The sequence below is a fragment of the Pontibacter rufus genome (assembly GCF_015694705.1).
Lineage (GTDB): Bacteria > Bacteroidota > Bacteroidia > Cytophagales > Hymenobacteraceae > Pontibacter > Pontibacter rufus.
Genome location: NZ_JADQDR010000004.1, coordinates 294601 through 312680 on the forward strand (window position 1 = coordinate 294601; position 18080 = coordinate 312680).

Below are 18080 nucleotides of genomic sequence, written 5' to 3' on the forward strand. Positions count from 1 at the left end.
TGTTTTGTTTACGGCCAGAGCATCAGGTTCCCGGGCAGGCATGCCGCACCTGTCTTCCTCCTGTTTCCCACCCGTTTGTTGTTGTTCTCCAATGTATAAACTGTAAAGTGTGGGCTTGTGTTTTTAATGTTGATACCAAGTAGCTTACTTTGATAAAAAATCACGACGATAAATGATAAAACACATGACACCCTGACAAAGATTTTCAGGCATAAGCAACTGAATGCAAGTAGCTTTTACATTCATCGGACTTCATTTATACTTCAGGCTAATTTCCTCCTTATACTTACCATTCAAAACACAGCAGCAGGCGCGTTTGTATCTATAGATGAGGCAGCGCTGTTTTGTAACCTGGTGCAGGCGTAGTAAACCGAATTGATACAGAACCAAACAACCCGCTTTATATGAAACCACGCATAGAAACTTTAGCCGAAAAGAAATTAATCGGGAAACGAATGGCAATGTCTTTTTCCGATGATAAAACAGTTGAACTGTGGAAAAGCTTTATGCCGGGACGAAAAGAGATTCTGCATAGTACCGGTACAGAACTTTACGGGATGCAAGTATACGAACAGTCGTATTTTAGTGATTTTAACCCAAGCCGGGAATTCGAGAAATGGGCGGCCATTGCAGTAGCAGACTTTGACATCGTACCTGACGGCATGGAGCCCTTTATTTTGACAGGCGGACAATATGCTGTTTTCATACACAAAGGAGCAAGCACAGATAACAGCACGTTCCGGTATATTTTTACAAGCTGGCTGCCTCATTCAGACTACCTGTTAGATGACCGGCCACATTTGGAAGTATTGGGAGAAAAGTATAAAAATGGCGATCCAAACTCTGAAGAAGAAGTATGGATACCCATTAAACCGAAACCATAACTTCCGCTCCTGGCAAGTCGCGGCAAAATGGCAGCCGGCATATCAGCCAGGAAGCCATACTTGCTAAGTATGGCTTCCTGGTTTTTATACATTGCTATTTATCAGCTACTAAAAAAGTCCGCCAAGCTTATCCCCCAAACCGCCGGGCAGTTTATCTTTCAGGCTACCACCCAGCATGCCCATTATATCCGACTGTCCCAATCCTTCGCCGCTTACTTTACCGCTCAGTTTGTTCATGATAAAAGTGATGACAAAAGGGCCCGCCTGGTTGGCTATACTTGCCGGAATGCCCAGTTTGGTTGTCAGATCGCTTACATAGCTGTTAATCATACCGTTTATGCCCGAGCTGTCCATAGGGCCTTTGTTCCCTTTCAGCACATCCATAATGCCGCCCATGTTGCCGCTGGTTGCCTGCTGCTTGAGGCCCTCTTTTACGTGCTCCTGTGCCAGATCTACCGATTTGCTGGCTGTATCGGGCTGTAACTGAAATTTGTTCTGCAGCTCACCGGTAAGTTGTCCTTTTATACCGTTAATTAATTGCTCTAACATATCTTTATACTTAGGTGATGGCGCTGCTTACTTGCAGCACCTTATCTGATATAACGGCAAGGGAGTTGAATAAGATACTGCCGCAGACACCGCACAGGAAAGTATCGCTATACCGCAGATTTGGCAAAATAATTGTACCTGTGGCTGAAACCGGATTTTTTGTTTCAGAGTTTTATAGCTTTACCGATTGAAAACTTACATATGCGATATTTAACCTTTTTAGCTTTTTTCTTGATTACGGGTGTGGCGCCGGCACAATCCAGGCTCCGCAAAGTAGAGATCAGTAAAGAGATCAGCGCCATGTTGCCCCAGGATTTTACGCTGCTGTCTGACGACTGGATTGCCCGCAAGTACCCTGCTCCTGTTAAGCCACTGGCTGTATACTCAGATCCAAACGGCCGGATAGACTTTAGCGTAACCCAAAAGCCATCGCAGTTTAAGCCACAGGATTTAAAAATGCTCCTCGCGTTTTACAAGGCCAACCTCCTGGAAACTTTTACCAAAGTAGATTTTATCCGCCAGGAAGTAACCCAGGTAAAAGGAAAGGATTTTATCGTTTTTGAGTTTGTGTCTACGCTGGCCGATGAGCGTGCAGGCAGCAGCCTGGCGCCGGTGCAGAAGTATAGCATCATTGAATACACCATCCAGAACGGCCAGCTGCTGATATTTACGCTGCACACGCCCCTGAATATGAAAAATGAGTGGCAAAATACCGTCCGCGACATCATGGCATCTGTGAAAGTACAGTAGCAGTACTGCCTGTTTATAGCTTTTTCAGGAAGCCTCTCCTTTTTTGGGAGAGGCTTTTTTTATACCTTGGAGCTAGGTATCACTTAAATATGGAAATAAGACAAGCAACTTATCAGGATGTTGAAGGAATCATAAAGCTACAGTTGGAAGTCGCTGAATACCATAGAAAGCTGGATTCGGTATATAAGTTTCAGGATGATATAGCTGAACAATTTCGCATTTATGTTACTTCATTGATTAACAATGAAAAGTCTGCTGTATTTATAGCCTTCGCAAAGGAAGAAATAGTTGGATATGGAATAGCTGCTATAATAGATGAAAATCCATTGTTTAAATATCCAAAGTATGCCATGATTGAAGAGATGGGCATTTCAGAAAATTTCAGAAGCAAAGGATGTGGTCAGATGTTATTGGAAAGTATTTTCAACTGGCTTCATCTGCACGAAGTTGAAGATGTTAGGTTGAAGGTGCATAACAGAAATAAAGGAGGAATAAACTTTTGGGAGAAGGTAGGATTTAAAACAGAAATGTATAACATGAAAATGTCTTTGAATAAGAGGTAGTGCTAAAGAAGTAATGCTATGCCCTCGTCCCTGCCTCTGCCGGGATGTGCATTATCGGGAGGCATCCCGCCTCGTTTAATACCTGCTGATTACTCCAGCGGCCAAAGGCCGTCTTATACCTCACACCCTGATGGCTATCGGGACGAGAGCATAGCACTACTTCTTTAACACTATCGGAAAATGAAAGCTAAACAATTAATAAGTGGTATTTATAAGTATAGGGACAAAAGACCTAAAGTATAAAAATCATTGTGAATCGATGTGCTATACTTGTTTTGAACTTCCTTTCATACTTATGCCTGATTCCGTACGGCTACTTACTTATAACAGAATTCATACTTTAAATTAAGGCCTGAACTCCGCATTAGAACCATATTTTATACTTATACTAAGCAGCTGAACAAAATCAAATAGATGTAATGTATGATCATCTGAAAGTTAGCACATCAGCACATTACTAAATTAGCACATTAACTTATGGCTACAGACTTTTTATCTATCTACAGCGACGACCATTTTATGCAGCAGGCATACCTGCAGGCTCAGTATGCCTTTGAGGAAGGCGAGATTCCGGTTGGGGCCGTAATTGTAGCCAACAACCGCATTATTGCCCAGGCCTATAACCAAACCGAAAAGCTGAACGATGTAACCGCCCATGCCGAAATGCTTGCTTTTACAGCCGCTGCCGAGTACCTGGGCAACAAATACCTGCACGACTGCACCCTGTACGTAACCGTGGAGCCCTGCGTGATGTGCGCCGGGGCCAGCTACTGGGCGCAGCTAAAGCGGGTGGTTTTCGGAACATCGGAGCCCAAGCGCGGTTATAGAAGAGTAGGCAACCTGCTGCATCCCAAAACGGAGATGGTGAGCGGCATTATGGCCCAGGAATGTGCCGATCTGATGGCTTCGTTCTTTGCAGGTAAAAGAAATTAACTAACTTTGATACCAAGACGTACAACTTAGTAACATGTACGAACATCAATTTTCTTACTTATAAACCTATAAAACTATGGCTTTCGAACTTCCGAAATTACCTTACGCTTACGATGCTCTGGAGCCGCACATTGATGCGCGCACCATGGAAATCCATTATACAAAACACCACAAAGCCTATACTGATAACCTGAACAAGGCCATCCAGGGCACCGATTTGGAAAACAAATCCATTGAGGAAATTATGCGCAGCGTGGCCGGAGACAACAAACCCGTGCGCAACAATGGCGGCGGTTATTACAACCACAATCTCTTCTGGACCATTCTTTCGCCTAACGGCGGCGGTCAGCCATCCGGCGAACTGGCAAATGCCATTAACGAATCGTTTGGTTCTTTTGATCAGTTTAAAGAGAAATTCAACGCTGCTGCGGCAACGCGCTTTGGTTCGGGCTGGGCCTGGCTGTGCGTAAAAGATGGCAAACTGGAAATATGCTCTACCCCTAACCAGGACAACACCCTGATGCCATTTGCAGAAGGTTGCGGCGGACAGCCCATTCTGGGACTGGATGTGTGGGAGCACGCCTATTACCTTAACTACCAGAACCGCCGCCCCGATTACATCAACGCTTTCTGGAATGTGGTAAACTGGGATGAAGTAACCCGCCGCTACAACCAGGCGAAGTAGTCTTATTCAGTCACCAGGCTGTATACATCAACTGCTAAATTCCTGAAGCAGGCAAACAAAAAGCCCTGCCGTTAATTAACGGCAGGGCTTTCTGTTTATTAAAACTAGTGGCTATGAAGAGTTCCTGGAGCAGCTTTATATTTCTATAAGTTATACTTACTGCACCTTATCGTGCGTGGCTTTATATGCTGCCAACCCGGCATCCAGAAACTGCACGAAGTTGTTTACACTTAAATCGTAAGCAATGGGCGTAACGAGCACATCTTCCTGCGCATCCATCAGCACATAGTATGGCTGCGCGTTTACATTGAACTTTGTGATCTGGTAGTCTGCATACTTCTTGCCGATAGTGGTTTTCTCTTTCTGATCGTAGGTACTGGTATAGCGTTCGTTCTGCGGCAGCTCGGTTTTATCATCCACATACAGTGCAGCAATAATGTAGTTGTCGCGCAGGCGCTGCAGCACTGCCGGGTCCGACCATACGTTGGCTTCCATCTCGCGGCAGTTCACGCAGCCATGGCCTGTAAAATCAATAAAAATGGGCTTGCCTTGTGCAGCAGCACATTTTTTGGCCTGCTCTAAATCAAAATAACCTTTCAGGCCATGGGGCAGCTCAAAGATATCGCCATACTTAGGTGGGTCGCATAGTTCGCTGGCGCTGGCTGCAGCGCCACCTCCCCCGTTCTGGCGGATAATGGTATTCAGATCGAAGTCGTTGCTGGACTGCGGCGGCAGGTAACCCGAAAGCGCTTTGAGCGGTGCCCCGAACATGCCCGGCACTAAGTATACCACAAAGGCGAAGGTAGCAATGGCTAAAAACAGCCGCGGCACACTTATATACTTCAGGTCGGAATCGTGCGAGAACTTGAGCTTGCCCAGCAGGTAAAAACCCATCAGGGTAAAAATTACCACCCAGAGCGCAATGTACACTTCCCGATCCAGAATGCCCCAATGGTATACCTGGTCGGCTATACTTAAGAATTTAAGCGCCAGCGCCAGTTCAATAAAGCCCAGCACCACTTTCACCGCATTAAGCCAGCCGCCTGATTTAGGCAAGCCGCTCAGCCACGACGGGAAAATGGCAAAAAGCGTAAATGGCAGCGCAAACGCCAGCGAGAAGCCAAACATGCCTGCAATTGGCCGGATGGTTTCGCCTCCGGCAGAAGCCACCAGTATGCTACCTACAATCGGGCCGGTGCAGGAGAAGGAAACCAGCGCCAGCGTAAAAGCCATAAAAAACACGCCAATCCAGCCGCCTTTATCTGCCTGGGCATCTACTTTGGTCAGGAAAGAGCTTGGGAGCGTAATCTCGAACAAGCCGAAAAACGACATGGCAAAGATGATGAAGACAAAGAAAAAAAGCAGATTGGGCAGCCAGTGCGTGCTGAGGAAATTGGCGCCATCGGCTCCAAACAACCGCGCGACAACTGTACCGATAATGGTATAAATGGCAATGATGGAGAGGCCGTAAAACAGCGCTTTGATGATAGCCTGACCACGGGAACTGCTGCTCCCGGTAAAGAAGCTTACTGTCATGGGCACCATTGGGAACACGCAGGGTGTAAGCAGTGCCACCAGGCCCGAGCCAAAGGCGACGAGCATAAAAGCCCATAAGCTGCCGCTGTTAATATTTGCTTCGGACATAGCAACAGAAGCAGCTAATGTTGCTGGCGCTGCACTTACTGCGGTACCAGCAACTGTATCGGCCAAAGGGGCTACGGTTTGCGTTACTGTGTCCTGAGTTTCAGCGGCTGCACTTTCTTCTGTAACAGCTGGCGCAGCATCAGGCGCGTCGTCCTGATTCGTTTGCTGCGGTGTTGCCGCAGGCATTTTTTGCGCGGGCACAGGCGGGGCCTGTGTTTTGGATGGCTGTGCTGCACCCGTTACTGTTATCTGCTTGTTTGTGAACGAGAATTCGTCATCAAACGGAATACATTTGCCGTCTACGTCGGTACATACCTGATACTCGTAAGTTCCTTTTACCTGCAGGTCAGGCTGCAGCACCCTTATTTTTTGCCGGAACTGCGCCGTGCCGGTAAAGTACGTATACTCCCCGCCCCACAGGTCATCATACTTCTTTTTGGGATGCACCGGCACAATTTTGCCCACCAGCTCATACGACGGATCTTTGGCAAACTTAAACTCCGTTACCATTGGGCCCAGTTCCGGGTCGAAATCAGAAGAATACAGGTACCAGTCTTTGTCGATGCGGACGTTAAAAATAAGTTCTACCTCCTCGCCCACCGCTACCTGCTTTTTAGATACGTCGTAGCTCCAGGTGGCGGGTTTCAGTATCTGCGCCTGCGCGGCTACTGCGAGCAGCCAGCACAACAGTACGGTTAGTACAGGCCTCATTGTATTATTTAAGTGCATGCTTTGTTGCTTCTGTCAAAATTACTGCAGGCAAAAGCGCTGCAGCGGGTTTTATGCTTGTATGTACTGCAAAAGTATGGAATTTTAGTGTGATACAGCACCCATACCTTTCTGTTGTATCATGGCTACAGGACAAACAACCGCTGGTGTATGCCTGATGTCGCCTTACCTGTTACAGAAAAATACATTACTACCTACCATGATGGCTTTTGCTTAACAATTCTATAGTTAAAACAGTGCAATTATAAAAAAGCACTGATATAAAGTATTCTACCCCTCATCGGGGATGTTCTGAGAAAGTTGAAGCAGGTAGCAGTGCCTGCTATAACACCGATTTACTCCAGATCAAAGACAACAGCACAATGGTATGATTTGTTTATTTTCCGGCACTTTTCCAGCTGTATCGTCTTAGCAGACTGACACTTACCAGGTGCCTATACGCCAACAGTTTCTCTCTGCCGCTTGCCTGGTATAGGAGACAAACCCAACTAAAAGTTAATATTTTAAAATTTTTATATAAAAACATTCAAATTGTATAATATATATTGTATTTATTCTTACTTTTGCCACACTGTAATATTTAAAGTTTTATTTAGGTTATACTTTCATCCCTGCAGAACAAGATTTTACTTCTGTAACGGGGCGGCTTACAAAACAACAGCCTTGGCAAACGCCGCACAGGCATGTATACTTTACCAGAGAAGCAAACGCATTAACAGGATTATACTTACTAATATGGAGAACTTTTACACAAAAGAGAATCAACTGATGTTAAGAACAGAGTGCGGCAGGGAATACGCCAACATGTTTAAAGCAACCCAACTGATACGCGACGAGCGCCATACTTTTCATGTGGTGTACCGTACGTATGCTGACGAATACATTTACTCTTTCTGCAATCCTTTCCAGGACACGGGCTCAGACAATACGTACCGCCTGATTTCTGAAGAAGAGGCAAAACGCATTTTTATGCAGCGTCTCTCACAGCAAAATGCCCGCGAATTGTTTAATTCTTATCAGCCTGGCGCCCATACAACCAGGGCATAATTTCCCATTCACCTGTTTGCCCTATTTAGAAAGCGCCTGATGGCGCTTTTTCTTTTTGCCCTTTCTGCACCAAATGACATAGAAAACCGATATATTTAAGTGCCGCAGCAGCAGAGGCAGCGCACCGGTATATCCAGGTCGCCTCCGGCAAAGCATACTATTACTGCAAAAGCACGTACTTTAGGTTAACTTTACACCGTGCAGGTTAACAATCCCGATCCACTCTATGGCTTTAGACATCTTAATTACCATACTGCTTGTATTGCTCAACGGCTTTTTTGTGGCCGCCGAATTTGCCCTTGTTAAAGTCCGATCTTCTCAGATTGAGCTGCGGGCGCAGGCAGGCAACTCGATGGCCAAGATGGCTCAGAACATGCTCACGCACCTCGACGCGTATCTTTCTGCCACACAGCTGGGTATTACGCTAGCGTCGCTGGGCCTGGGTTGGATTGGAGAGAGTGTGGTGTCGCGGCTCGTTCTCAATGTAATGGACGTTTTTGGCTATAAGGGCGGCGAAGCGCTGGCCCATAGTATAGCACTGCCTATCTCGTTTGCCATTATTACGGTGCTCCATATCGTGTTCGGAGAACTTGCGCCTAAATCGCTGGCCATACAGCGTTCAGAATCTACAGCGCTGGCAGTATCTTTTCCCTTACGCTTCTTTTATATTGTATTCAGCCCCTTTATCTGGCTGCTCAATGGCTTTGCCAATGCAGTAGTCAGGATGATGGGCATACAACCCGCACATGGCACCGAGGTGCACTCAGCAGAAGAACTGCGCCTGCTGTTTGAGCAGAGCGTGGAAAGCGGCGCCATACAGGACTCACAGCATGAGCTCATCGAAAACGTGTTTCAGTTTAACGAGCGTATGGTGAAGCAGATACAGGTGCCCCGCACCAGGATGGTGGCCATTGATGTAAACATTCCGGAACAGGAGCTGATGGAAGTAATCTTTAACGAAGGCTATTCGCGCCTGCCTGTGTACGGCGGCAACATCGACAACATCGTGGGTATCCTGTATGTAAAAGATATTCTGAGTATCATGCGCCTGGGCGAGCCGATTGTAATTGAAAAGCTGATACGCCCCGCATACTTTGTGCCCGAAACAAAAAAAATCAACCTGCTGCTAAAGCAGTTTCAGCGCCGCCACATGCACATGGCCGTTGCCACCGACGAATTTGGCGGCGTATCCGGCATCGTCACCATCGAAGATATAATTGAGGAACTGGTGGGCGAGATACAGGATGAGTATGACGAGGAACCGCCTGTTGTGGAAGAGGTCGGGGAAAACGCCTATAAAGTAAACGGCTCCGCCGCTATCTCAGATGCCAACGACTTTTTGCCCTACCCGCTGCCCGAAGGCGAAGATTACGAAACAGTTGGCGGCATGGTAAACGTGCTGTACGGCCAGATTCCGGAGGACATCAGTGAAGCGGCGCAGTTCCACGAATATGAGATAAAGGTACTTGAGCGCTCGGAGCGCAAAGTGGAATGGGTGCTGCTAACGGTGCGCCACCCGGAGGAAAGCGAGGAAAACAGCAGCCGGTAATGCCGCGCGGCAATTTTATACTTCTGCCGTAAACCAGCTGCTATACATTACATAATTGCCGGCTACCCTGCTGAGCCCTTCTACCTGCTCCGGGCTCAGTTGCTTTACTTTCCGGGCAGGTATGCCTGCATAAATCCACCCCGATTCGCATACGGTGTTCTCCAGCACGATAGCGCCTGCCGCTATAATGCAGTGCTGCTGCACCAGCGCATTATCCATCACAATCGAGCCCATTCCTACCAGCACATTATCCTCTATAGTGCAGCCATGCACTATGGCGTTGTGCCCCACAGATACATTATTGCCAATGGTGGTAGCAGCTTTCTGGTAGGTGCAGTGGATCACGGCCCCATCCTGGATGTTGGTTTTGTCACCGATGCGGATGCTGTTCACGTCGCCCCGGATTACGGCGTTGAACCACACAGAGCAGTCGTTGCCCAACTGCACATCGCCTACCAGCGTGGCGTTTTCGGCAATAAAACAATTTTCACCCATCTGCGGCTTCACGCCTTTTACTGGAAGTATAACTGGCATCTTTTTGAATTACGAATGAATAATTACGAATTACAAATGAATTTCTGCTGGCGCAGGTCTTAAGCGCAGCCTCACTTGTGTCTTTTAATATTAGCAAGTCTTCAGACTTGCGTAAGCCAACCACATCAGCAGATGCAGGTTAATTTATACTTGCGTAGTATACTTAAAACAGATTCCTATACTTGCACTAGCTCCAATCATAGTTTCGCCAGTCTGAAGACTGATGAGCATACATGAAGCACAAGTGACGCTGCGCTGAACACTTGCGCCAGCAGAGGTTTTGAATTACGAATTAACAGCATCTCCTCCTTCAGCCTCAGCAATACTTAAGGGCAAATTTTAAAGTCTGGCATCTAACGTCTAAAATCTAGTTTCTAACCAGCAACCGCTTCCAGGTGCCTTTGTATAAATTGTACCTGAGTGTGCCGGGCAGGGCTTTCCAGAAGTATTTATTTACCTCAACGGCAAAGCTGGGCTGCATGTAGCAGTTGATCGTGCAGCCTTCGCAGGCCGGCAACCGGCCTTCCTGTTGCTTCAGTGCCGCTACTTCCCGGCTTAAGTATAACTCATACAGTTTGCCATTAATCGGAAAGCTTTTGGTACCCAGGTGGTAGCAGGGCAGCACCAGATCGTTCTCCGGCGAGATAACCAGCGTAGTACTGGCAGCTTTGCAAACCGGCTTGTCTGTGTGGTTGCCCCCGTCGCGACGCAGTTGTATAAATCCTTCGTTCAGGTATACCTGCTTTCGTTTGCCAAACGCGCTCAGGTAATCCAGTTCTGCTTCTGTCAGCCTATCGCCGGTAGCTACGGTGTTATACTCAAAAGCCGGGTTAACAATCAGCAGCAGCTTGTTCGGAAGTATGATTTCCCGGTATACTTTCTCTAACTGGTGCAGGTTGCTCTTAAACACGGTAAACAGGATATCGGGCCGCTCTCCCAAAGCCTTTGCCACCCCGATCGACTCCATCACAAAATCAAAACAAGCCACGCCCCGGCCGGCATCATGCGCCGCCTTCTCTGCCGAGTCCAGCGAAAAGTGCAGCATGTCTACTTTGCCCTTCAGTCTTGCAGCCATTTTAGGGTACAGCAATCCGTTGGTAGTAAGTGTTGTAATAAAGCCCATGTCATGCGCCATACCGAGCATCTGATCCAGTTGGCGGTGCAGCAGCGGTTCGCCGCCCGTAAAATCTACCACCTGCACGCCCAGCCGTTTGAGGTCGCGCAGGTTTTGCGCCACATCCGCTAACGTAATGTAAGGCGATGGTTTCTCCCAGATATCGCAGAATGCGCACTTAGCGTTACAGCGATAGGTAACGTAATAATTGCAAAGTACAGGTCTGGACCGGAGGCGCATGGCTGGGAGTAGTGATTTCAAAAGTAAGTATTATAAAGAAAGTATCAGTACAAAGACGGCGGTTTCCTTAGCTTTTTATGCTCCCTGCAAGTATAAGTATAGATACTACAACGGCAATATATCACCAATAGCTTGTATACAACATACTTCTCAGAAGAAAAATACGTTACCAAAGCACCCTGGCCTGATGCTTGATAGCAAAATCACCAGGTACAAAGCGTGCTGCTTATCTCTATAACCATGTATAACTGTAATCACTGAAAAACGATGAAAAAGTCTCTCCTCCTCTTGCTTTTGCTGCTGACCACAGGCATCGCAGCGAAAGCACAATTTTTTACAGCCGGTGTAAAGGCTGGTGTCAGCTCTTCCAGCATCGACGTAGATAACATCGAGAATAACATCACACAATTTAAAGAAGCTGATAACATCACCGGCTATCATGCCGGCGCCTTTCTGAGATTCAAGAGCGGCAATGTTTTCGTACAGCCCGAAGGCCTGCTTACGTACACAGGCGGCAAGGTTGAAGTAAGCGACGATCCCAACAGCTCGGATGTACACATAGAGAAGTTTAATTTCAGCAGGCTGGATGTGCCCATTCTGCTGGGTTACAGTTTCTTTAAGGTCCTCCGCCTTAATGCCGGGCCGGTTGCCTCGGTGCTGCTGAATGGCAAGTTTGAAGGCGAAAAGATAGATCAGTACCTCGAAGATACGGAATGGGGATGGCAGGCAGGTGTCGGCCTCGACATCGGCAACCTCACGGCAGATGTGCGCTACCAGACCCTGCAGAGCAGCTACAAGAACGATGCGCAAAACAGCGGCTTTGACATAGAAAACGGGCAGATCATGCTGAGCCTGGGCATAAAAATTATAGGCAAGTAATAGCCGGGCACTTACAGCAGCAAACAACAAAGCGCCGGTTTCAGGGTTAAGCTCCTGGCCGGCGCTTTTGCTTTTGGCATACTTGTCGTTAAAATTTATACCTTCGCTCTCAGCAAAACAAGTATAAACCATGATCCCACCCCTTCGCCCCGGCGACAAAATAGCCATCATCGCCACTGCCCGTAAAATCACCCTACCCGAAATAGAGACTGCCATCCGGACATTTATGGACTGGGGCCTGGAAGTGGTAACGGGCCGCACCATTGGCGCCGACTATAACCAGTTTGCCGGCGATGATGCCCTGCGCCTACAGGATCTGCAACAGGCGCTGGACGACGATAGTATAAAAGCCATTATCTGCGCCCGCGGCGGCTACGGCACCACCCGCATCCTCGACGAGGTGGATTTTACCGGCTTCCAAAAGCACCCGAAGTGGATCGTGGGCTTCAGCGACGTAACCGCCCTGCTCGCTCATGTGCAAAACCTGGGACTGGAGAGCATACATGCCATCATGCCGGTGCTGTTCCCTAAGCCTGGAACTGCCGATTCTGTAGACACTCTGCGCCGTGCACTGTTTGGGGAGGAATTATACTACGATGTTGCGCCGCACCCGTTTAACCGCACCGGCACCGCCACCGGTCAACTGACAGGCGGGAACCTGTCGATGCTGTACACGCTTACGGGCACCCGTTCTGCTGTGGACACTACCGGCAAAATCCTGTTTCTGGAAGATCTGGACGAATACCTTTACCACGTAGACCGCATGCTGGTGCACCTGGATCGCAGCGGCAAGCTGGCTGGTTTGGCGGGTCTCCTGGTCGGCGACATGAGCGACATGCGCGACAATGCTGTGCCCTTCGGCAAAACGGCTTATGAAATCATCCTGGAACACACCGGCAAGTATAACTATCCTGTGTGCTACGGCTTCCCGGTTGGCCACGAGCCGCTGAACCTGGCGCTGGTTTGCGGTCGTGAGGCACAGTTGGAGGTAAATGAGGCTGGGGTAAAGCTGAGGTATGTATAGGTATGGCTTGATAAGCTATAGTTTATGACTATATTAGCTAAAGTAAATACAGGAAAGGCTGCGGTTCTGCACGGCAAAGGTGAGAAACTCAGATAAAAGCTAAGTAGCTCCATAGATAGAGCAGATAAACTGAATAGACTTCCGGTTATACAGTAGTTATCTAAAAAATATAAGACAAATGGTTGTAAGACTTTTATTCGTTTTTCTGGTTACACTACTTACAACTAGTACCTATGGACAGACAAAAGTCTTGACAGGAAGAACCATCGACGAGCATTTTCAACCCCTTTCCAATGCAGCGATACATACTATAGATTCTACTTTCACGACTAGAGCGGACGAAGACGGGTATTTTAGAATTGAAGTTCCAGTAAATACATCAAAGTTAGTCGCTTGGTATGTGGGATTAGAAACTGACACATTCAACATTGAAAGTAAATGCTATATCAACATGTTACTTCTAGACGATATAAAAATAGAGTTTCAGACAGTAGAAGAAGCAAAAAAGTTTGATAAGAAAAGAAAGAAGCACAAAAAACCACTCTATAAAGAAGCAATAAAGAAAGGTATCTTAAAAGAAGAAAAATTCTGTAGCTAACATAGTTTATACTTTATGCTGCGCCTGAAGGCTGGCACAAAGTATAAACGAAGCCGTTGGCGATAATCCTGAGGTAAACATCAAATTCACTGAAACAAGCGTTATATTGGGAAAAGAGAAGAAGTATATGACAAGGCAAATTTTGATACAACGAACCATAGATAATCTTTCCAAGCTTCCTGACCAAAAATTGAAAGAAGTATCCGACTTTGCTGAATTCCTATTGAGCAAGTTAGAAGACCAACTCCTGACAGAGGGAATGCAAAAGCTGGCATCGAACTCAAAATCATTCCAGTTCTTAGAAGATGAGGAAGATTTGTATTCAGAGGCTGATTTAAAAGAGAAGTACAAGTGAGAAAAGGTGATATTCTGCTTATCCCGTTTCCTTTCACAGATTTAACCGGACAAAAGAATCGGCCTGCCTTGGTTTTAGCTACAACAGACACGGACATCACAGTGGCTTTTATCACTTCTCAAATAAAGTGGCAGGAAGAGCACGATTTAAAACTTGAACCAACCGCTGAAAACGGGATTAAAAAGACATCCTTAGTTCGGCTTAGCAAATTAGCCACAATTGATAATGAGTTGGTGATTGGGAAGTTAGGTAATCTGGTGAAGGCAGAGATCCAACAGTTGAATAAAAACTTAATAAGGCTGCTTCAACTCGACAAGTAGAACCACCGCTAACAAAATCTTTACGTCAGGCAGGTTTCACCGAAGTAAATGAATTAGCTTTCTAAAACAGTTACAGCAAACAGGACGGCAGCTACAGGCTAGCCCCCTTAGGCTTCGCCTCCACCAGGCCGTCTCGCTGCATCATACTTCCCTATATTTACTCTGCTTCATCAATTCCCTTTTCCCGCACATCCTGGTAGTAGTTGCAGATGCCGTTGAGCACGCATTTCCCGCATTGGGGACTGTAGTAAGTGCAGATGCGCTGGCCATGCCAGAGCAGGTGAATATGGTAGTTGTACAACACAACCGGATCGGGCGGCAGCATCTGCAGTAATATTTCGTGTGCTTTGTTGGCCGTAACTTTAGCGCCCAGTATGCCTACCCGCTGGCTTACCCGGAACACATGCGTATCCACGGGCATCACAGGTTTGTGAAAGTTAAAGAGCAGCACCAGTGTTGCCGTTTTCAACCCGACGCCCGGCAGCTTCGTCAGCCAGTCTATGGCTTCCTCCACGGGCAGGTCTTTCAGGAAATCTATACTTATCTCGCCCCGCTCCTCTTTTATCATGTGCAGGGTTTGCTGTATCTGGGGCACTTTCTGGCCGGGGTAGCGGGTTGTTTTAATAGCATCGGCCAGGGCATCAAAGTCTGCGTTCATCACGCCCTCCCAATCACCGAAGCGCTCCAGCATGGTATAGTAGGCTTTTTCCTCATCGGCGTGGGTCGTGCGGTGCGAAAGCATGGTCGAGATAAGCTCATGCATTGGCTCACGCCTGTTTTCAAGCTTCAGCTTTTTATAAGCCTGGTTCAGCAGTTCCTGCGTCAGCAGTATTTTTTCTTCAGCCGATAGTGTGTGCGCGTCCATAAGCATTTTAGCATCTACTGCTTTACGCACACCTTTCCGAACAGTTGGCCACAGCTACCAGAGCAAGCAGCCTAATGGTGTTGCCAGGCTGTCAAAAATCCAAACGCAATCCCCATTATATTAAATAAATAAGAATGTAATTTTACATACAACCATTTATAGTTTTTCGCGCTATATGTTTTGACTTAGGTACTTACGCTCAGGCAAAGGCACGACAAATTATACTTATGCAGATTAAATTTTTAGGTACAGGCGGCGCCTTCGACACAGATTATCTGAACTCGGCCGCTCTTTTATACTTCAGGGATGTCCATCTCCTGATTGATTGCGGCTTTACTGTTTTTCCTGTCCTTATTAAAAAGAACCTGGTGCATAAAGTAGATCACATCATCCTGACACACCTGCACAACGACCATTGCGGCAGCCTGGCCAACCTGCTGCTCTACAAAAAAATTATAGAGAAGAGCAAACCACCTGTTATACTGTATCCCTCTGAGCAGTTCAGGCAGCAACTGTATACGTTTCTGGAGATACAACTTAAACATCCCGACAAGTATGCCGAGTTTGTGCCTCTAGATCATTTTGAGGGCATTACCTGCGTCGACACGTATGGGCAGCACTCTGAGGGCTACCAAAGTTATGCTTATATTTTCGACAATGATTACCGCATTGCTTACTCCGGTGATCTGGGCAGGCCGGAAGCGCTCTTTGATAAGTTGCAGCGCATGCCCGACAAGAAAACCCTTGTTTTCCATGACATTACTTTTACAGCCGCCAACACCAGCCATACTTATTACAAAAAGCTGCTGCCCTACATGAGCGGCGTGGACATGTACGGCTATCATTGTGACCCTACCGAAAACCCGCCTGACAACCCTATCCGGCTGGTATTTTACCAACCGGAGCTAATGGCTTAATGGCTGATTGTTGACGATCTGGTGTTAAATGGCTGTAAGTATAGGTACGGCATTTTACCTGTAAGTCCCGCTACCAGATAGCCTGCCCCTGTTTGGTATGCCTGGGCATAACCGCCTTTTAATTACAGGTATAAACCCGGCAGTTGTGCTTGTGAATAGCCCTGTTAAAACAAAAAGAATAGCAGGATACGCGAACAAGTATAACATCATTGTGTTATTGCCCTAACAAACCACACCATCAACCCCAGTATAAGTTAAATGCCGACTACAGCAGCTCACCGGGTGCCATACCTGCAAAAGCCCCTACACCTGATTTACAGCCTGCTCTTCCTGACTTTTTGGGTGTATACTGCCTGTACCACGCCCGATTTGCTCAACTGGATAACCGAAAACACGCTGACATTGTCGTTTCTGATTTGCCTGATAGCCTTTTACAATATTTTCCGTTTTTCCGACACCAGCTATACCCTGATTTTCCTGTTTCTGATGCTGCACGTGTATGGCAGCCAGTACCAGTATGCCGAGAATCCGCTGGGCGAGTGGCTGCAGCAAATCTTCCATTTGCAACGCAACCACTACGACCGGCTGGTGCATTTTACGTTCGGGCTGCTGCTGGCCTACCCTATGCTGGAGACTTTTATTTTTGCTTTTAAGGCAAAGCCGCTGTGGAGCTACCTGCTGGTAATACAGACAACGCTGGCGCTGGCAGCACTCTATGAACTGGTAGAATGGGCGGTGGCAGACCTCGTGTATGGCGGCAACCGGCAAGCGACGGATTACCTCGGCATGCAGGGCGACATCTGGGATGCGCAGAAAGACATGGCGCTGGCCTTGCTGGGTGCAGCCCTGGCGATGACAGCGGTATACCTGCTGCAGCGCTTCCGCAGGTTTTAACCTGTATCTGATGATTAGGACGCAAAAAAACAGCCGCACCATACGGCGCGGCTGTAAAAATCATCTGTTTTTCAATATAATTACTGATACGGTATTATAAATCACCGTTCTCAGCTGCCTTCTTCATCTTCTCGTTGGCAAAAATGGCAATCTCCACCCGGCGGTTCTGGCGGCGTCCGGCTTCTGTAGAGTTGTCGGCAACAGGCTGGTCAAAGGCATATCCTTTGGTTGTCATACGGCTGCGATCAACACCCAAAGAAGCAGCATAATCAGCAACAGACTGCGCACGCTCCTCAGAAAGGCGCTGGTTCAGTTCACGCGAACCCGTATTGTCGGTGTGGCCTTCTATCAGGATGTTGGTATCCGGGTACTTCTTTAGCGTTTCAGCAAGCTGTGCAATATCTGTCTGTGCTGCCGGTTGCAAAGCCGCGGAACCTGTCTGAAACAGAATGCCGGAATCAAATGTAATTTTGATTCCTTCCCCTACACGCTCTACTTGTGCGCCTTCCAAATCGCGGCGAAGTTCCTCAGCCTGTTTGTCCATATGCCGGCCGATAACGGCACCGGTAGCCCCGCCTACAGCAGCACCGATGATGGCACCTGCGGCCGTGTTGCCGGTCACTCTGCCGATAACGCCTCCCACCACGGCCCCGGAGCCGGCTCCGATGATACCACCTTTTGCGGTCTTGCTCATGCCGCTGCCATTACCGCCTGTGCCCGTCTGGCTGGTTGTACATGATGAGGAAAAGATACCCAGTATGGCGAAGATAAATAAATAGTTTCTAAGATTTCTCATGGTTATCAACTTAAAGTCTGTGTTAAAGAATCGTCAGATCCAGTGCTTATTACTCCAAAAATCTCAAAAGGTTGGTGTTGTATGTTGTTGCCTGCAGCTGATTTGCCCTGCTGATGCTTGCAGGGATTACCTTGTATTGCTCACGCCCGGCACCATATACACCTTATCCTATATCTTATACTTTATACTTAAACGACCGGAAGAATGCCCG

Annotated in this window: 20 protein-coding genes; 14 read left to right on the plus strand and 6 right to left on the minus strand. The window is 47.4% G+C overall.

The window, feature by feature from the left end:
- Window positions 1–404 precede the first annotated feature (404 nt).
- Window positions 405–884: a GyrI-like domain-containing protein gene (locus tag I2I11_RS09250; protein WP_196267400.1), complete on the plus strand. Its 480-nt coding sequence runs from the start codon at window positions 405–407 to the stop codon at window positions 882–884.
- A 108-nt stretch (window positions 885–992) separates the two neighbouring features.
- Here I2I11_RS09250 and I2I11_RS09255 read toward each other — a convergent pair whose 3' ends face one another.
- Window positions 993–1433 carry a hypothetical protein gene (locus I2I11_RS09255; protein ID WP_196267401.1) on the minus strand — a complete coding sequence of 147 codons (441 nt, stop codon included), beginning with the start codon at window positions 1431–1433 and terminating at the stop codon, window positions 993–995.
- Between the two features lie 201 nt (window positions 1434–1634).
- Here I2I11_RS09255 and I2I11_RS09260 point away from each other — a divergent pair, with 201 nt between their 5' ends.
- The 4 genes from I2I11_RS09260 (at window position 1635) to I2I11_RS09275 (ending at window position 4364) form a co-directional block, all read left to right on the plus strand.
- Entirely contained in the window at window positions 1635–2183 is a 549-nt protein-coding gene (locus tag I2I11_RS09260; protein ID WP_196267402.1) for a hypothetical protein, read from the plus strand.
- Window positions 2184–2272: 89 nt separating this feature from the next.
- Window positions 2273–2746 (plus strand): GNAT family N-acetyltransferase, encoded by a 474-nt coding sequence (locus tag I2I11_RS09265; protein ID WP_196267403.1) that lies wholly within the window; start codon window positions 2273–2275, stop codon window positions 2744–2746.
- Between the two features lie 477 nt (window positions 2747–3223).
- Window positions 3224–3679, plus strand: a complete 456-nt coding sequence (locus tag I2I11_RS09270) for a nucleoside deaminase (RefSeq protein ID WP_230680000.1) — start codon at window positions 3224–3226, stop codon at window positions 3677–3679.
- Window positions 3680–3755: 76 nt separating this feature from the next.
- Window positions 3756–4364, plus strand: coding sequence for a superoxide dismutase (locus tag I2I11_RS09275; protein ID WP_196267404.1), 609 nt, complete (start codon window positions 3756–3758; stop codon window positions 4362–4364).
- Window positions 4365–4520: 156 nt separating this feature from the next.
- Here the strand turns inward: I2I11_RS09275 and I2I11_RS09280 are convergent, their stop codons facing one another.
- Window positions 4521–6719 (minus strand): cytochrome c biogenesis protein CcdA, encoded by a 2199-nt coding sequence (locus I2I11_RS09280; protein ID WP_230680002.1) that lies wholly within the window; start codon window positions 6717–6719, stop codon window positions 4521–4523.
- Between the two features lie 753 nt (window positions 6720–7472).
- On the opposite strand from I2I11_RS09280, the gene I2I11_RS09285 reads away from it, so the two are divergent.
- Both I2I11_RS09285 and I2I11_RS09290 read left to right on the plus strand, forming a co-directional pair.
- Window positions 7473–7784 (plus strand): hypothetical protein, encoded by a 312-nt coding sequence (locus tag I2I11_RS09285; protein WP_196267406.1) that lies wholly within the window; start codon window positions 7473–7475, stop codon window positions 7782–7784.
- Window positions 7785–8010: 226 nt separating this feature from the next.
- Entirely contained in the window at window positions 8011–9333 is a 1323-nt protein-coding gene (locus tag I2I11_RS09290; protein ID WP_196267407.1) for a hemolysin family protein, read from the plus strand.
- Window positions 9334–9348: 15 nt separating this feature from the next.
- On the opposite strand, the gene I2I11_RS09295 is transcribed toward I2I11_RS09290, so the two are convergent.
- Together I2I11_RS09295 and I2I11_RS09300 are read right to left on the minus strand one after the other, a co-directional pair.
- Window positions 9349–9867, minus strand: coding sequence for a gamma carbonic anhydrase family protein (locus I2I11_RS09295; protein ID WP_196267408.1), 519 nt, complete (start codon window positions 9865–9867; stop codon window positions 9349–9351).
- Window positions 9868–10234: 367 nt separating this feature from the next.
- Window positions 10235–11221 (minus strand): radical SAM protein, encoded by a 987-nt coding sequence (locus tag I2I11_RS09300; protein ID WP_196267486.1) that lies wholly within the window; start codon window positions 11219–11221, stop codon window positions 10235–10237.
- A 267-nt stretch (window positions 11222–11488) separates the two neighbouring features.
- Here I2I11_RS09300 and I2I11_RS09305 point away from each other — a divergent pair, with 267 nt between their 5' ends.
- From I2I11_RS09305 to I2I11_RS09325, 5 genes are all read left to right on the plus strand, one after another.
- Window positions 11489–12100, plus strand: coding sequence for a porin family protein (locus I2I11_RS09305; RefSeq protein ID WP_196267409.1), 612 nt, complete (start codon window positions 11489–11491; stop codon window positions 12098–12100).
- Between the two features lie 130 nt (window positions 12101–12230).
- Window positions 12231–13124 (plus strand): S66 peptidase family protein, encoded by an 894-nt coding sequence (locus I2I11_RS09310; RefSeq protein WP_196267410.1) that lies wholly within the window; start codon window positions 12231–12233, stop codon window positions 13122–13124.
- A 178-nt stretch (window positions 13125–13302) separates the two neighbouring features.
- Window positions 13303–13722: a carboxypeptidase-like regulatory domain-containing protein gene (locus I2I11_RS09315; protein WP_196267411.1), complete on the plus strand. Its 420-nt coding sequence runs from the start codon at window positions 13303–13305 to the stop codon at window positions 13720–13722.
- A 106-nt stretch (window positions 13723–13828) separates the two neighbouring features.
- Window positions 13829–14077, plus strand: coding sequence for a hypothetical protein (locus tag I2I11_RS09320; protein ID WP_230680004.1), 249 nt, complete (start codon window positions 13829–13831; stop codon window positions 14075–14077).
- Window positions 14074–14397, plus strand: a complete 324-nt coding sequence (locus tag I2I11_RS09325) for a type II toxin-antitoxin system PemK/MazF family toxin (protein ID WP_196267412.1) — start codon at window positions 14074–14076, stop codon at window positions 14395–14397. The genes I2I11_RS09320 and I2I11_RS09325 overlap by 4 nt, the downstream gene beginning before the upstream one ends.
- Before the next feature lie 157 nt (window positions 14398–14554).
- Here I2I11_RS09325 and I2I11_RS09330 read toward each other — a convergent pair whose 3' ends face one another.
- On the minus strand, window positions 14555–15262 hold the full coding sequence (locus tag I2I11_RS09330) for an endonuclease III domain-containing protein (protein ID WP_196267413.1): 708 nt from the start codon (window positions 15260–15262) through the stop codon (window positions 14555–14557).
- A 227-nt stretch (window positions 15263–15489) separates the two neighbouring features.
- Here I2I11_RS09330 and I2I11_RS09335 point away from each other — a divergent pair, with 227 nt between their 5' ends.
- Together I2I11_RS09335 and I2I11_RS09340 are read left to right on the plus strand one after the other, a co-directional pair.
- Window positions 15490–16179, plus strand: a complete 690-nt coding sequence (locus I2I11_RS09335) for an MBL fold metallo-hydrolase (RefSeq protein WP_196267414.1) — start codon at window positions 15490–15492, stop codon at window positions 16177–16179.
- Between the two features lie 258 nt (window positions 16180–16437).
- Window positions 16438–17073 (plus strand): DUF2238 domain-containing protein, encoded by a 636-nt coding sequence (locus I2I11_RS09340; protein ID WP_196267415.1) that lies wholly within the window; start codon window positions 16438–16440, stop codon window positions 17071–17073.
- A 94-nt stretch (window positions 17074–17167) separates the two neighbouring features.
- Here the strand turns inward: I2I11_RS09340 and I2I11_RS09345 are convergent, their stop codons facing one another.
- Entirely contained in the window at window positions 17168–17869 is a 702-nt protein-coding gene (locus I2I11_RS09345; protein ID WP_196267416.1) for a YiaD family glycine zipper/OmpA-like lipoprotein, read from the minus strand.
- Window positions 17870–18080: the final 211 nt, after the last annotated feature.

Bases quoted from the DNA above. Each gene is read 5' to 3' on its own strand.
- I2I11_RS09250 (WP_196267400.1), top strand. From the start codon at position 405: ATGAAACCACGCATAGAAACTTTAGCCGAAAAGAAATTAATCGGGAAA.
- I2I11_RS09255 (WP_196267401.1), bottom strand. From the start codon at position 1,433: ATGTTAGAGCAATTAATTAACGGTATAAAAGGACAACTTACCGGTGAG.
- I2I11_RS09260 (WP_196267402.1), top strand. From the start codon at position 1,635: ATGCGATATTTAACCTTTTTAGCTTTTTTCTTGATTACGGGTGTGGCG.
- I2I11_RS09265 (WP_196267403.1), top strand. From the start codon at position 2,273: ATGGAAATAAGACAAGCAACTTATCAGGATGTTGAAGGAATCATAAAG.
- I2I11_RS09270 (WP_230680000.1), top strand. From the start codon at position 3,224: ATGGCTACAGACTTTTTATCTATCTACAGCGACGACCATTTTATGCAG.
- I2I11_RS09275 (WP_196267404.1), top strand. From the start codon at position 3,756: ATGGCTTTCGAACTTCCGAAATTACCTTACGCTTACGATGCTCTGGAG.
- I2I11_RS09280 (WP_230680002.1), bottom strand. From the start codon at position 6,719: ATGAGGCCTGTACTAACCGTACTGTTGTGCTGGCTGCTCGCAGTAGCC.
- I2I11_RS09285 (WP_196267406.1), top strand. From the start codon at position 7,473: ATGGAGAACTTTTACACAAAAGAGAATCAACTGATGTTAAGAACAGAG.
- I2I11_RS09290 (WP_196267407.1), top strand. From the start codon at position 8,011: ATGGCTTTAGACATCTTAATTACCATACTGCTTGTATTGCTCAACGGC.
- I2I11_RS09295 (WP_196267408.1), bottom strand. From the start codon at position 9,867: ATGCCAGTTATACTTCCAGTAAAAGGCGTGAAGCCGCAGATGGGTGAA.
- I2I11_RS09300 (WP_196267486.1), bottom strand. From the start codon at position 11,221: ATGCGCCTCCGGTCCAGACCTGTACTTTGCAATTATTACGTTACCTAT.
- I2I11_RS09305 (WP_196267409.1), top strand. From the start codon at position 11,489: ATGAAAAAGTCTCTCCTCCTCTTGCTTTTGCTGCTGACCACAGGCATC.
- I2I11_RS09310 (WP_196267410.1), top strand. From the start codon at position 12,231: ATGATCCCACCCCTTCGCCCCGGCGACAAAATAGCCATCATCGCCACT.
- I2I11_RS09315 (WP_196267411.1), top strand. From the start codon at position 13,303: ATGGTTGTAAGACTTTTATTCGTTTTTCTGGTTACACTACTTACAACT.
- I2I11_RS09330 (WP_196267413.1), bottom strand. From the start codon at position 15,262: ATGGACGCGCACACACTATCGGCTGAAGAAAAAATACTGCTGACGCAG.
- I2I11_RS09335 (WP_196267414.1), top strand. From the start codon at position 15,490: ATGCAGATTAAATTTTTAGGTACAGGCGGCGCCTTCGACACAGATTAT.
- I2I11_RS09340 (WP_196267415.1), top strand. From the start codon at position 16,438: ATGCCGACTACAGCAGCTCACCGGGTGCCATACCTGCAAAAGCCCCTA.
- I2I11_RS09345 (WP_196267416.1), bottom strand. From the start codon at position 17,869: ATGAGAAATCTTAGAAACTATTTATTTATCTTCGCCATACTGGGTATC.